Source organism: Vibrio sp. Vb0349, from assembly GCF_033338975.1.
On the sequence record NZ_JAWOTS010000008.1, the window covers coordinates 83585 to 98712 of the forward strand.

At 40.6% G+C, this 15128-nt stretch carries 10 protein-coding genes; 5 read left to right on the plus strand and 5 right to left on the minus strand.

Features of this window, described 5'->3' with window-relative positions; genetic code table 11:
- Nucleotides 1-396: 396 nt before the first annotated feature.
- The 3 genes from R7Q47_RS11670 to R7Q47_RS11680 form a co-directional block, all read right to left on the minus strand.
- Nucleotides 397-1113 carry a 3'-5' exonuclease gene (locus R7Q47_RS11670; protein ID WP_005388533.1) on the minus strand — a complete coding sequence of 239 codons (717 nt, stop codon included), beginning with the start codon at nt 1111-1113 and terminating at the stop codon, nt 397-399.
- Nucleotides 1113-2975, minus strand: coding sequence for a putative nucleotidyltransferase substrate binding domain-containing protein (locus R7Q47_RS11675; protein ID WP_017634232.1), 1863 nt, complete (start codon nt 2973-2975; stop codon nt 1113-1115). Before R7Q47_RS11675 ends, R7Q47_RS11670 begins: the two co-directional genes overlap by 1 nt.
- A gap of 142 nt (nt 2976-3117) precedes the next feature.
- Nucleotides 3118-3837, minus strand: coding sequence for a FadR/GntR family transcriptional regulator (locus R7Q47_RS11680; RefSeq protein WP_005388529.1), 720 nt, complete (start codon nt 3835-3837; stop codon nt 3118-3120).
- A 560-nt stretch (nt 3838-4397) separates the two neighbouring features.
- Between R7Q47_RS11680 and R7Q47_RS11685 the strand changes: the two genes are divergently transcribed.
- The 3 genes from R7Q47_RS11685 (at nt 4398) to R7Q47_RS11695 (ending at nt 7834) form a co-directional block, all read left to right on the plus strand.
- Nucleotides 4398-5114, plus strand: a complete 717-nt coding sequence (locus R7Q47_RS11685; RefSeq protein WP_017634231.1) for a FadR/GntR family transcriptional regulator — start codon at nt 4398-4400, stop codon at nt 5112-5114.
- Nucleotides 5115-5303: 189 nt separating this feature from the next.
- Nucleotides 5304-6593 (plus strand): MATE family efflux transporter, encoded by a 1290-nt coding sequence (locus tag R7Q47_RS11690; protein ID WP_025998585.1) that lies wholly within the window; start codon nt 5304-5306, stop codon nt 6591-6593.
- Between the two features lie 197 nt (nt 6594-6790).
- The gene (locus tag R7Q47_RS11695) at nt 6791-7834 is read left to right on the plus strand and encodes a polysaccharide lyase family 7 protein (protein ID WP_248486262.1); all 1044 of its coding nucleotides are present in this window, start codon (nt 6791-6793) and stop codon (nt 7832-7834) included.
- 228 nt (nt 7835-8062) lie between these two features.
- On the opposite strand, the gene R7Q47_RS11700 is transcribed toward R7Q47_RS11695, so the two are convergent.
- Nucleotides 8063-9808, minus strand: a complete 1746-nt coding sequence (locus R7Q47_RS11700; RefSeq protein ID WP_248486264.1) for a LamG domain-containing protein — start codon at nt 9806-9808, stop codon at nt 8063-8065.
- A gap of 571 nt (nt 9809-10379) precedes the next feature.
- Here R7Q47_RS11700 and R7Q47_RS11705 point away from each other — a divergent pair.
- Nucleotides 10380-11153: an oligogalacturonate-specific porin KdgM family protein gene (locus R7Q47_RS11705; protein WP_017634227.1), complete on the plus strand. Its 774-nt coding sequence runs from the start codon at nt 10380-10382 to the stop codon at nt 11151-11153.
- A gap of 76 nt (nt 11154-11229) precedes the next feature.
- Entirely contained in the window at nt 11230-12795 is a 1566-nt protein-coding gene (locus R7Q47_RS11710) for a polysaccharide lyase family 7 protein (RefSeq protein WP_017821221.1), read from the plus strand.
- A gap of 470 nt (nt 12796-13265) precedes the next feature.
- Here R7Q47_RS11710 and R7Q47_RS11715 read toward each other — a convergent pair whose 3' ends face one another.
- Complete coding sequence (locus tag R7Q47_RS11715) at nt 13266-15017, minus strand: polysaccharide lyase family 7 protein (protein ID WP_137282565.1); 1752 nt, start codon at nt 15015-15017, stop codon at nt 13266-13268.
- Nucleotides 15018-15128: the final 111 nt, after the last annotated feature.

The window sequence follows — 15128 nt, forward strand, 5'->3', positions numbered from 1 at the left end:
TAAAAAAAAGCCCATGCAAGCCTGTACTGCATGGGCCAAACGGTACTAGTACCGCGAGCTGTCGGCTGAAGTTCGCAACAGCGGCTTTACATGATTACTAACCACTACAGATGACGTTCGAGGGGACATCACCTGAATTCGGTTGTTTATGTAACGCTGCTAGATCTTCGACAATCATTGCGCACATGCAATGCTAAGCTCTCTAAAATGTAGTTATGATATGGAGCAACTAATCAGTTTACACTCGCTCTGATGTTGGCAAGTGACAATGGCTATTCGCTGCATTTTGCTAACGTCGCCCCATTAATGATATTGTATTATTAATTAAGGTAAATACTGATAATACCAAATTGTGACAGAGAACATGTTTAGCAAATAGGCCTGTGATCTGGATGATTACAGGCTAAGCCGATAAAGGGGCCCGACTGTCGCTTTTGTCTGAGGTGCGATACGGGTTTGTTGAACTAATAGTAACTCTGCAGTTGCAATTGCATCTGCAAGTGCATTATGGCCGTTGTAAGCGGGTAACCCGTAACGTTCCCTTGTCGCTGCTAGAGTCACATCTGATTCATCGGAAGCATTGATAGCTCTTTGTAACCTTTTTTCTATTCGCAAGGTGTCTATCCAAATGAGCGGCAACTCTTTTATGTTGAAAACTCGCTGTAAATATTGATTAATAAAGCTAGTTTCGACTATACATCCGTGCGCAACAATAACTTTGTTTTCTGCTGCTTTAAAGAATGTCCGCATTGCTTCATGAATAGAGATTCCATCAGTCAGCATTTGTTGGGTAATATGGTTAACAACTATGGTTTCGGGCTTAATTTTTGAGTCGCTATGTACATAAAGGTGTTGGCTTGTTGCTAAGTCAATATGGCCTTGTCGAATCTCTACCCAGCCCATGGAAAGAATGACTTCTTCCTCACTGTCTAAGCCAGTTGTTTCAAGATCTAGAACGATGAACTCAGTGTCAAAAGCTCGTTGATTTACGTCCAGATTTGGCGAGCGAAGCAGCTTTTTAAGATAAAGAGGGATGTGCTTCTTTTTACAGTGCTTTTGTCTCTGACGATTTTTTCGTGTCAATGGATGAAAGTACTCAAGTAAGCGCTTCATTATCGGCTCCCAAAACGGAGTTTGGCGACTTCTTGTAGATCTGCAATGATGCGGAACGCGTCTTTTAAATGTTGACGTTCAAAACTACCGAACGTATTGGGGTCAATGTGGTTATTTGGCTCATCTCCACTTTTTAATGCTTCTAATTGATGGGCAAATCGAAACGACAAGATGAATTGATATGCGTTGATTATATTTTTGTACGCGTCATGGCTGAGCAGTCCTTTTTCGTTAGCTGCTTTAAAACGCTCATCAGTTGCAGTGAGGTCACATTCAACTGCCAGACCATAAATCCTTGCAAGATCAATGATTAGATTAATCGCGTATTTTTTTACGTCGAGCGTTTTCTTGTTCTCTCCCGATTTTTGTAATACTAGGCTATTGAATATTCCTAGCGGTGGGTTTGTTTTCACCGCATCGTTAACTAACATCGTAAGGAATTCTCTATTAGCGTTGATGTTAGAGTGAAGCTCATCGCGAAGTATCTGTTCAAAGTCTTTGTTTCCATAAACGGTTCGGATTTCTAAAAAGACACTGATATTGAGGAGGCGCTCGTATTCAGGATTTGCCACCCATTTCTTATAGTACTTTTTCCAAACAGAGAGAGGCTGGCACCATTTAGGGGTCGCTGCCATAAACTTCCCTGGACACAATGGATAGTTACATTTATTCAGGCCATTACTTACTATCATTGCTAAATGTTTGAAGTAGATACGGTCGTTATCTGTTGCCGAATCATCTAATACGATGGCGCTATCTTGATCTGACAGCATATGTACTTCTTGGCGAGCATGAGAGCCTGCCACAATCCAAGAGAAGTCACAGGGAGGTGTTCCCAACTTATCAATGGCTATTTGTATTAACCTACGAGTGTACGCATCCATAATCATGGTCATCACTTTACCAATGATTTCTGGTGAAACCCGTCCTTCGACTAATGCTTCAAAAATAGCTTGGCGCTCGGACGTAAAACTAGACAACGCTTTGACACTGCCAGCATATTTGATCTTTTCAATTAAAAATATAGCTTGGACTCGATGGTTTTGAACCAAGTGCGTTGTGGTCAAAACGCCAACGACGTTATTGTCTCTGACTAAGGGTAAGTTTCTTATGTTGTGCTGCATCATAATGGAGGCTGCGTGCAGAACTAAATCGTCAGGATGAATTGTTTTAGGATCAGGCGACATGACTTCGACGACTGGTGTTGAGATGCTTAATCCTTTGGCGATGACTCGCTTTGTCATATCTCGGTCGGTAATCAGTCCAACTATTTTATTATCACGATAAACGACAGCGCAGGGAGAGCACTTATCGATCATCTCGTTGGCGACTGACTGAATGGATTGCTCAGCGGTTACAATTGCAACTCGACCACTAGCAACTTCCTCTACACGCCGAATAAACAACCCTTTTTCTTTGTTAGACCACACGACATCTAATGCTGACTTTAGCCGTACCTGAGCTTGTGATGCAAAATGTTCAGCACATTCAGGATGAGAAGTGCACAACTTTTTCAGCGCAGCATTTGGAATTACATAAACTAATGAATTTTCGATTGCAATTGCTTTGTATTCTTTTCCGCTTTCGACTTCGTTACCAAGAAAAGTGAAGCCAAACAAATCTTCCGGACCAAGTTTAGCTCTCAATATGCCATCAGATTTACGCTGTTCGATAGAGCCAGTTCTAATAATATAAAGTGACTTTTCGTTCTTAGAAGAATACTGATCAACAACATCCCCCTTGCTTAAATAAGTGATCTTAACAGATGAAGCAAGCTCGCGAAGTGCACCTTTAGGTACCTTGTCAAACGGATCAATCTGGCTGATAAACTGTATGATATTTGGCAGTAGCGAGTCGGTCATAACACAACATTCTCAAAATACATTTGTATTACTATATATCAAAATATTGATGGTGTGCCATAAAGAATTGGAGGAAACGAAATTAAAAAAGCACGCGAGATGCGTGCTTTTGCCTAGTTATTAGATCGCCCAAGCCCTAAGCTTAACTGGCTTCGGGTAAGCGATGTTTTGACTCCAACAAGTGGTTAGCCGAAGCTTGACGTGCTTTTTCAGCATTGCCTGCCATTATTGCTTCATAAATCTCACGATGTTCTTCGATGCACGTATTGCCTTCCTCAGATGAGTGAGCAATAAAGTTAATGAACATTGTAGTCAGAACATGCCCAAACGGTAAGAAAAAGTCGTTTCCGGTTGAGTTAAAAATAATGCTATGGAAACGAATATCTACATCCATCCAGCGCGCTTTGTCCAGTTCGTCTGCTTTAGCGACTTCCAACATATCTTGGAATGCTTCTGATAGCTGAATTCGCTGTTCCGCAGTGGCATTTTTCGCTGCGAGTGCACAAGCTTCAGGCTCTATCGCGCGTCGTAACCCCAAAAATTGATGACAGAACTGATCTATCTCTGTTAGACCGTCCATCCATTCAATTAATTGTGGGTCTAAAAAGTTCCAGTACGCTCGGTTGATGACTCGAGTACCAACTTTTGGACGTGACTCGAGTAAACCTTTTGATGTTAAAAGTTTTACGGCTTCACGCAAAGCTGTGCGACTGATACCAAACTGTTCACACAGGGACATTTCTCCTGGAAGAATGGACCCTTGAGGGATCTTGCCTGACAAAATGCTACGAGCAATTTCGCGAGCTACTTGTACATGTAAGCTGCGCTTGGAACCGGAGATAGAATGAAATTCACCAGACATAAAATCACTTATCGTTAAAATTGTATTATTTAAGCTTGGACTATATCATCCAAAGTGTAGCTCACCAAGAAGATGTTTACGTAATAACAGCTGTCTTCACAAATCCATTTTGAATCTCCGACTGCTTTATGAAGCCTTCATGATTATGATACTTAGCGTATAACAGATGAGGCCACCGATTCTTACATAATTCCTTATTTATTTGTTAGCTCAATATGTTAGTTAACTCTAGTCGCGCCTACTTATTGTACTCACTGATTTTCAATACACAGCACACAATTTGAGTAGAAGATCAGGTTTCTTGTTAAACAAAGTGATATTGTATTATTATATACTAAAGATCGGTGTGCATGATGTTACTACTCGACCATTCAATATTGAGTTTGGCCAATATACCTCGCGAGTAAAAATCATATTCATAAGATCGTTAGACTTTAGACGCTAAATAACAGTGCTTTACATTTACACAGAAAGTCTCCGCCTTCAAAGCGTGTTTCATTTGGCCTTTTCTAATTATTAGCTAAACAAGTCGTTTAGGCTGCTGGCAATGAGGAATATAGATGGCAGAGTTTTCACTTCTCGGGAATTCAAATCACAAGATACATGTACAAGTAGCAAGACAGATTTCTCGCAAAATATTGTCAGGAGAATTAAGTCAAAATGAGAAGCTCCCGAGTGAAATAGAACTGTGTAAGTTGTTTGGTGTTAGTCGGACAGCACTACGAGAGTCGACGAAGTTGCTGTCTGCTAAAGGCTTAATTATCTCTAAACCAAAAGTTGGAACTACGGTACTACCAAGAAACTATTGGCATTTTCTTGATCCTCAACTCTTAGAGTGGATCCAAGATTTAGAAGATACTAAGCCGTTTCTATCTCAGTTTTTAGGATTGCGTAAAGCCATAGAACCAGAGGCGTGTGCGCTGGCAGCCCAAAATGCCAATGCTGAGCAAAGAAAGCTGTTGTCAATTGTATTTCAAAGAATGACGATGGCAGCACGATGTCACGATTATGATGAGTGGATTGCTAACGATCATTTGTTTCATCAAACGATATTCCTTTGTACCGATAATCAATTCTACGTTCCCTTCAGCAATATACTTTCGACCATATTTAAGGTGTTTATTGACAAGTCAGTTGAAGGAGGGAGGTTCTGCCTTAATGAGCACCGTGCAATTTATGATGCAATTATGGTCGGAAACTCATTTCAAGCTCGTTTAGCCTCTCAAACGCTGTTAAATGATGAGAATCAGAGGCTTTCCGACGCCGTGAATAGTTAAGAGCTTGCGTACATTTTTATTGACTAAAAAGAGTTTTCTGTCGTTTCTTTTTGTCATGAACTTTGCCTAATGACAGAGCTCTTTAGTTTAAACGTTTAACCTCATTACAAAGGTTTACTAATGTTTTCCCAACCATACATAAAGAAAAACTTATCTCTTGCTTGGCCGCTTGCTCTTAATGCTTTGTTGATGCAATCAATGCTTATGATTGATACGCTGCTTGTTACGCCATTAGGTGAAGTTTCACTTGCTGCTATGGGGATTGCTACAACAATAGTTTCTTTTGTTTTAGGTATCCAAATGGCTCTAGCAAATGGGTCTCAATTGGTGCTTAGCCGTGCCGTAGGCTCTGGTCATTATCTATCGTTAAATAAAGGTTTCTGGGCAGCTTTAGTTATCAACGTTCTAGTCGCATCCTTATTCTGGCTGTTGATTACTGTCTTTGATGAAGCGTTAATCAGTAAGTTGACGGATAACGTTGATCTCTATGCGGAGACAAAATGCTACCTTGCAATTGCTAAGTTCATCGTCATATTCAATGCCATTACTCAGGTTATGATTGCGGTGTTCAATGCGCTTGGACGGACCAAAGTTCCATTTAAAGGCTATTTGATTGAATTGCCAGTCAACGTGGCGATGTCTTATGTTCTGATTCACGGCCTGACTAATTTTGAAGGTATTGGCGTTCAAGGCGCTGCGGCGGGTAGTTTGGTTGCTATTAGTATTCGGCTGTTATATTTAACCATGTGCATTAAGCTTGATGATTCTATCATCTTGTCTATTAAGAAGCTTGATGCGTCATTGAAAAGCAATATACATAAGCATTTTAAAGAGATTTTCCCCGTCGCGGCGAACGTCACAATGTTACAAACTGGCGCAACGATATACATGTTGCTGTACTCGCAACTGACCTTAAATGCTTATGTCGCTATGACTATCGTGATGCCTTGGATCAAAGCGGGTACTCAGTTCATTACTGCTTGGGCGCATTCATCGGCAATCACGATTAGCCAAGCAATTGGATCAAGAAAAATGGATGAGCTGCGTAACAATGTCGATATTAGTATTGATATGGCCGTGATGATCTCGTTCGTTTCAGCATTTTTCTTTTTTGCACTTAGTTTCGTGCTTCCTGATTTGTATCCCGACTTAGACCCGAGTACTTACAAAGCGTTATCCGCGATTGCTCCACTTTACATACTGCTACCGATAGTACGTGGCTATAACACCGTTCATGGTCATATTTTGAGAGCGTTAGGTAAAACAACGGAGGTGTTTAAGATTAACTTTACCGGTCAGTGGGTAATCTCAATACCGTTATGTGCTTTGATGATTTTATACTTGGACCTTTCAGTGTTTTGGGTGTTTGCAATCATGCCGTTTGAAGAAATTGTTAAGGCATGGCCATTTAGGCATTTAGCACGTAAGTCTCTGAAAGATTTCGATATTAATAAGGCAGACAAGCTAATGTACGATTGATTCTATGACTATTGGATTAGGTCGAAAATATTCGTAGATGCTATGGACTAAAGAGGAGTATGTCTAGCTTATCATTTTGGGGTTTATCGAGTTTATAAATTGTGATCAATAGAGCACATCATAACTTCTTTCCTCGAATCATTCCGTTGCAAACCTTATTATATGTATGACAATATTACATATAATAAGGTTTGAACATGAAACTCAATCTACTCGTAGCCGCAATGGCTGTTACCTTACCAACTCTTGTTATCGCTTCTGATTTAAATAATGGCGTTGATTATCCAGTCCCTGCCGATAAATTTGATATGCGAAACTGGAAGATCACTATTCCTTCCGATATCAATGAAGACGGAAAAGTGGACGAAATCGAGGGTGTGGCGATGCTGAGTTATTCACACAAAGACTTCTTCTTCTTGAACGAAGAAGGCAACTTGGTGTTTGAAGTGCAGAATAAAGCGGTAACGACAAAAAACTCGAAGAATGCTCGCTCTGAACTACGTGAAATGCCTCGTGGCGCTGACTTTTCTATTCAAACCGATGATTTAGCAAACCATTGGGCTTTATCGAGCCACCCTCAGGCTGCTAAACACTGTCGCGTAGGTGGAACGTTGGAAGCGACCTTGAAAGTGAACCATGTTTCTGAACACGCCAAATTTCCAGAAAAAGGGCCTGCTCATTCTGTTGTTGTCGGTCAAATCCACGCGAAAAAAATTGATGCAAGAATAAAAGAGGGTAAAGGTTATGGACATGGAAATGAACCCATTAAAATCTTCTATAAAAAATTCCCAGAACACAAAATGGGCTCTGTATTTTGGAACTACGAGCGTAACCTAGCGAAGGAAGATCCAAATCGTATTGATATTGCATATCCAGTATGGGGAAATACTTGGGATAACCTTGAAGAACCAGGCCAAGCAGGTATCGCTCTTGGTGAAGAGTTCAGCTACAAGATAGAAGTTCAAGGAACTATGATGAACTTGACGTTTGAAACAGAACGCCACGAGACAGTGACTTATTCCATAGATCTCAGTAAGGGGATTGATAGTAAGGACTTTGAGCATGGCTACGCAGAAGACATGTTCTATTTTAAAGCAGGAGCTTATGGTCAATGTAGCGTCAGTGAGTCTCACCCTGTGTGGGGTACAGGATGTGCGGGCACCGGTGATTTTTCAGTCGACAAGAAAAACGGTGACTATAACAGCGTGACATTTTCTAAGCTCAAGCTAAATCAAAATTGAAACTAATAGAAAACTAAGAGCTACTCGATTTCTACTTAAGCCTCATCGATTTGATGAGGCTTTTGTTTTCAGTGGAATTCTTTAAAAGGTAAGAAACAAGATAGAGCAAGCAATCACTGGGACTGGCTTGAATTTAGAGTATTGTGTTGAATTTTGTTCTTCTGAAGAGGTAAAAAAATAAAGCCAGGCTCGAAAGCCTGGCCTAGTATCAAGTGCTACAAAATAACACTAGAGTTGCTTTGAATCGATGTTATCGAAATATGCTTTTGTTGAAGCACCACTTGTGTCCCCTACATAAATAGTCAGTTGTGATGGTGTATTCGTTGCGTCTAAGCCTGTTTCGGACTGACTTGGTGCATCAACCGTTTTTCCATTAATAGAAACGTTAATCTCATCACCATCCCAAGCTAGGGACATTGAGTTCCAAGCGTCAGTCGTAATAGTGCCTATTTCTACGTCATCTGATCCTGCTTCGGCTTCAACTTTACCACTGCCCGAAATTCTCAATTCGTAGTAACGATCTGAGTTGTTTTTACCTGAGCCAACATTAACGTATGTAGTTTTTTCGTTGTCTGACGGAATGTAAACATCGAATGACACGCTACCGTTTGATGTTGCTCCGTTTGAAAACTCGCGCGTAACGTATGGTTTGTTGGTCGTATCTGTGTCGGATATTAGCAGAGAGTTAGTGCCGCTCTTTGATACGTCATCACTTACTACAGCCACGGAGGTCAAGGTGGAGGAGTCATCAGCAACCGTATTGTATTCTTTCCAACTAGAGTTTGCTGAACTGATATTTGTTCCTACTGGGTATGAGTCAAAGTTTTCACTCACGTCTTCTGACGGTTTATCAGGATTAGAACTTCCGTCTGAAATGACAACCGCTTCGCTTGATGCACTGTTGTAAATTGTCGCGAGGTCTAAGCCTGGAATGTAGTTGTCAAAATCCTCTTCTAGAACCAACACTTCAGAGCCCGAATCACTAGAGTAAATCTTCAAGTTGTCTGCATTTAATTCAAAGTTTGTAGTGTTGCCATTATCACCTAGTCTCAGTGATACATAGGTTACAGCGGTGCCATCAGCGACAGGTAACATTTCACCTATTTGTTTACCGTTAACCGAAAAAGAGAAGAAGTTTTCTATCCAACTGACTTCTATCGCGAGGTTTTCACCTAACTCAAACGTGTCGCCTGTTTCCGTCAAGTTTCCACTTGCATCGCGGTATTTGATTTTGCCGTTTTCAAATGCCACTTCGCCATGCAAGTTGGAATTCGAGGTTTTTGCTGCATAAAATGAGATGTAAGCATTGTCACCAGAACCGTCGGCTTCCTGTTCTGTTTCTTCATGATGCTGGTAAGTTAGATCTACAGTTAGTCGGCCTGTTGAAATTTCTGAAACACTCGTTGAATCAGACAGCTTGATTCGTAACTCACCGGTGTCTTCTTCTGTTCCCCCTTTATTGGTATCCAAAATTTGTACGACGTTGTTATCGCCAGCGTCATTATTTGCCGCTGCAACTGCATCTTTCACCGCATCGTTTTCTGATTCATCGTTACCGGTGAAGTTTCCGTCATTTGTTCCTGAGATGGTTAACATGCCGTTTGAAACTTCATAAGTCCCTGTTAACTCGGTAGGGTTACCTAGATCGCTCTCGTCATAAAGGTTGAATGTAAGCGTCTCTGTATCTTTATCTTCGGTATAAGTTGAAGTGTAGATTGTGTAAGTACCGAAGTTATCATCATCGTTATAATACTTTTGCGTACCGTCTTCAAAGACATAGACGTTTGGCAGGTCGTGCTCATCATCGGATTTCGCCACAGTGGCTGGTGTTGAAATATCCCACATACCTTGGCTCAACTCAGACTCAGTTTCTGTTGGTGGGGGAGCCGATGGTGCATCCCTTAAATCAGTGTTACATCCGGTTAACAAACCTGTGGAAATAGCAATTGCTGCTGCAATTTTTGTTACTTGCATGGTAGGTACTCACTTCTATGTGTTTTTATTTATGTAATATTGTTAGACAAATAATTTCTGTCATCTAGATGGTTTTATCAATAGAATGATCCGACTCACACTAGATACAATGATTGCTCACTGAAGTGATGAATAAGTCACACAAAATAGTTGAATATCAACATCAATAAGAGCTGAACGTTTATGAGGTTGAGGGCTTTCTTTATAGAGAAACAGCAAAAACTACAGGTGATTTAGGAAAGAAATTTGATTTCACATCAAGATTTTTTATTTTAAGCCATTGAAATTATTGTTGTTTGTGTTTTTTCTAATCTTCTTCTTTATCATATGAAACGAGTTAAAACATTTCTCTGTAAGTGATGTCTACAAAGGTCGTTTTAGAATCAGACATAGCTAACACTTTTGAATATATAATAATACAAATTGTCAGTTGAGGGGCACTTACATGATTAATATCACAGAACTCTCATGATGAATTAACTAGTATTTGTCATACATTAATTCAATAGTGTTGAATCAAATCCAGGGATTTAAGTGGTATCCCAAAAAATATATACAGAGAGATATAATCATGAAAGCAGTTACAACAATGTCCCTATTCGTTGCTTCCACATTAATGGCGGGAGCGGTTTCCGCAGCAACTTTAGACTATCGCGCAGAATATAAGCATGAGAGTGAAACTTATGCCCAACGTATCAAAATTAGTGGTAGTTCTAAAATTAACGATCAGACCAAACTGAACTTTGGTGTAGAACAAAAATTCCATAGTTACGACAACTCGCATTTTTGGGATCAACTCGTTGCTGGTGATTCTGAGTTTGATTGGGGAGTTCGCTACCAAATAAATAAACAATGGTTTATCCAACCAGGGATGCCTATTACTTTTGGTGATGATGACGAAAAAACCACTTATAAACCACAAGTTCGTGTTGGTTACAAATCCTCTTTTGGCTTAAGTACCGCTTTACGTTACCGACACGAATTTCAAGTTTATTCAGATGGTGCAGGTAACAAAACACTAACGGATGGTACTTCGGTAAGCGTTGCTGGGAAAACAGTTGAACAAGGTAAGTGGACACTGACAGGCTCTTACGATATGCGTCAGTTTGATAACGAGTACCTTGATAACGTCAAGCTGAGCTATGAGATCAACTACAACAAAAACTATGACGAAGTGCGTTTATCTGATTGGAAAGATTCTGAGTGGGATGCTGGCTTAATTGTTGGTTACCAAATGGGAGATTTCCGTCCTTACTTTGAATTGTGGAATGTCAAAGGTAAGGATGGTTCAACCACGGATGACCGCCAATTGAGAACACGCCTTGGCCTTAAATACAGCTTTTAACCCGAGTGTTATTGCCTAATTGTTGTTACAGCAAAAGAGCTGTTAATTCATTTTTATATTGTAGGTGTTAGATTACATGAAGCATATTTTCTTCAAAAGCTTGTTAGCTTCTTCTATTTTACTTGCTGTGGGCTGTAATAGTACGGCGACCATGGTAGATCCATTTCCAAACAACCAAGAAACTGGTGCTGATATTCTGACTCCCGTTACGATAACGGCGAGTAGTCATGATGGTAATGTTCCAGAGCAGTTGTTTGACCAAGATATTATGACACGTTGGTCAGCAAATGGTGATGGTGAGTGGGCGATGTTGGATTACGGCTCGGTTTATGAGTTCGACGCAATTCAAGCCTCGTTCAGCAAAGGTAACGAACGCGTCAGCAAATTTGATGTTCAGTTTAGTACTGATGGTGAAAACTGGGTGACGGTTATTGAGGGTGCGCAAAGCTCTGGTCGCGCACTTGGCTTAGAGCGCTTCCAGTTTGAGCCTGCAGTAAAAGCACGTTATGTTCGTTACGTTGGCCACGGTAATAGCAAAAACCAATGGAACTCAGTTACTGAGTTAGCTGCAGTTAATTGCGGAATTAATGCCTGTCCGGCAAGTCACATCATTACTGATGACGTCGTTAACGCTGAAGCGGCTATGATTGCGCAAATGAAAGCGGAGCAAAAGGCACAAAAGGATTTACTCAAAAAGAATCGTAAAGGCGACTTTGGAGCACCAATCGTCCGTCCTTGTGAAACGACTGTGACGTGTGATCTTTCTAAAGCGATGCCTTACCCTACGTTACCGAAAGAGCCACTCGCTACAAATGCACCGGGTGAAAACTTTGACTTAACACGTTGGAAACTGACGACACCTTTCGACCATGACAAAGATGGTCGTGCTGATGATATTGATGAGTGGGACTTGGCTAACGGCTTCCAACACTCTGATATATTCTACACAGCAGATGATGGCGGAATGGTATTCAAGAGCTATGTGAAAGGCGCTCGAACTTCTGAAAACACTAAATACGCGCGAACTGAGTTACGTACCATGCTTCGTGCTGGTGATAAGTCTTACAGCACAAAAGGTGTAAATCCTAATAACTGGGTATTCAGTTCTGCACCAGTTGAAGATCAAAAAGAAGCGGGTGGTGTAGACGGTACGCTTGAAGCTACTCTGAAGATTGACCACGCAACCACAACTGGTCAGTCGCATGAAGTTGGCCGCTTTATTATCGGCCAGATTCATGACAAAGATGATGAGCCAATTCGTCTTTATTATCGTAAGCTACCAGACCAACCAACAGGTACAGTTTACTTTGCTCACGAAAAAACCAAAACTGGAACAGAGGATTACTACAGCTTAGTGGGTGATATGACTGGTGAAATCGGTGACGATGGCATCGCGCTAGGTGAAAAATTCAGCTACATCATTGATGTGAAAGGCAACACAATGACAGTTACGGTAAAACGTGATGGTAAAGATGATGTTGTTCAAGTCGTAGATATGAGTGACAGTGGCTATGACGAAGGTGGCAGGTATATGTACTTTAAAGCCGGTGTCTATAACCAGAATATGTACGGTAATCCAGATGATTACGCACAAGCTACTTTCTATAAATTAAAACAATCTTTTGGTAAGTACCAAGGCTAGTTCTATCACTTTTAGTTGATTGAAGTCCTTTGCCCTCAGCTTTGTAGCTGAGGGCTTTTTTTCTATAGAAGAATAAAACAGCTCAAATATTATTTTTATTGACATAGATAAATTAATTTAAAAATTTATCACCATAGATAGGTAATAATTATTGATTGCTTTTATCTTCTGACAATGTTTATTTTTAAGTGCGAATGTATATTAGAGTAGTTTAATTGGTTAAATTTAAAATAACTCAGCGTTAGGGTAGATAAATATCTCATGAAACTATAGAAGCTGTTTTTAAGCTGCCTAAGTGGAGGTTGATTTATATATTTATCGTAGAAGGAAACACTATGCGTGAAGCGAGTTGAATTGTGGTGTTCTAAAAGAAGAGGCCACGAGAAAATAAATTTCCCGTGGCGGCGGTATGAGCTTTGTTCGTTGCTTTAGAGCAAAGTAGCAAGCCTATTGCTAAGAGATTGAAATGACTATTGATGAAGAGTGCTCAAAGCACTAAAGCTCACATCAAAGATTTCTCCTCGATATGCATTATCAGGTTTAAACTGAGGGTAAATTCCGGCTTTGAAGTAAAACGCAATATCAGGCGACGCCCATCTTTCAGTCAGAGTATAGGACTTGTTGTTAGCGGTGTCTGAGTATGCTTCTCCCCACTTCAGTGTGTGCGAGACCATATTACTGCCATCTGCATCGTAGGAGGCTAAAAACAGTCCTTCCTTATCGGCACGGATCGTATATTGCCAGTCTTCGTTTACCGCGTAGGTACCAAGCTTAACGCTGAATGCGTTGCAATCAGTACAGTCTTTGTTGTTATCAAGTTTGTAGTTATCGTTCAGAATAACTCTGACAGGCTTATTGTCACCTTCCCAAAGTAGCTTCACGAGTGCTTGGCTGATTTTCCAACCATGTATCTGGCCTACCACGACTTTTGGTAATTGACCGTCGATTTTAGGGTATTCGTTAATTCTTAGTGTTGCGTTTAGCGTATGCGAAGTTGCACCGGTACGACTATCTTCAATATACCAACTTGTCTCTTCATCGCTGGTGCTGCAATCCGGGGAGTTAGTACTGATGTAGAGCTCTCGCAATTCTGAACGGATGTAACTGGAGTTGGCCGTTGACGTGCCGTAACCCATATCGGCGCGGAAATGCATGCTACCGTCAATAACATTGAAGTATGATAAATCAATCTCGCGTTGGTAAACGCTCTCTTCGTTAGACAGAAGATCTTTACTTGAATTACAACGCTCAGGCTCTAATTCAGCCGCGCTGTCACCGCCAAAACCATACCAATCATTTTTGCTTGCAGGAATGGTTAATTTCCAATCGTCAATATTCCAGGCTATTGAATCAGTATGGTCAGTTTTGGTTAGTCCTAACTGATTAAATTGTACCTTTGCTTCACCGTTTTCAAACTGGTTATAAACTCCGGCTTTAAAGTAGCTCAGGAGGTGCTGCCAGTAGGATACATCTACATTTACCTTTTGCTCATCGTTCACTTTAATGGTTAATGTGTTTTCTCCGATTTTTACTTCGAATCGCGTGAATGCGTTGAGATCGGCTTTTCCTAAATCATAACGATCGTATGATGTTGCATAACAATCTGATGCGCTAGAAGGTAGACTGCAATCTATGGCATTGTTCTTTACTACCGCCCAGTAATGACCAGTGATACTGTTTCGTTCTTGTTCCCAAACGATTCGTAACAAAGGGTGTGGGATAGCACCTGTACCAGAAGTATCTGTGCCTTTGTTATGAATTTGCAGGAAAGTGACTTCATCATGGTTTGCAGGGGAGCTAGCCATTGCAAGGTTAATCTCTGGTAATCGAACATCTGCATACAAAGTTCTAGAGACGCCTTGTTCTGAAATGTTGAAGTTTTCTCGCTCACGAACTTCTGAGCGCATTTTGTAGTTCGACATTTTAAAGACAAGGTAATTGGAATCCTTTTCTGCGTAAAAGTGGTCACTCTTATAATCCGAGAATGCTCCATTTTTGACGTCACTGGTTTTATTTCCCTCCTTCCCATTGGGATCTGATACTTGTAAATCTGAATTACTCAATATGTTTTGAAATTTTGCTATTGAGTATGGTGCTACATGCTCTTGGTGTGGAATATTTGGTTTATCATCTTGGCTTGTAGGGGAGGTATTTCCTCCACACCCTATTAATCCAAGCCCAGAGAAGCTTATTAGAAGCAATTTAGTTGATTTTATAAACACAGTAGTACGTCTCTTACACTATTTAATATTTGTAATACAATATCATTTTAGTGTTGTTGGGGAGTAGTTTAGTCATAAGTTAAATAGTAAAAGTGTTAATTAAATCTCAGA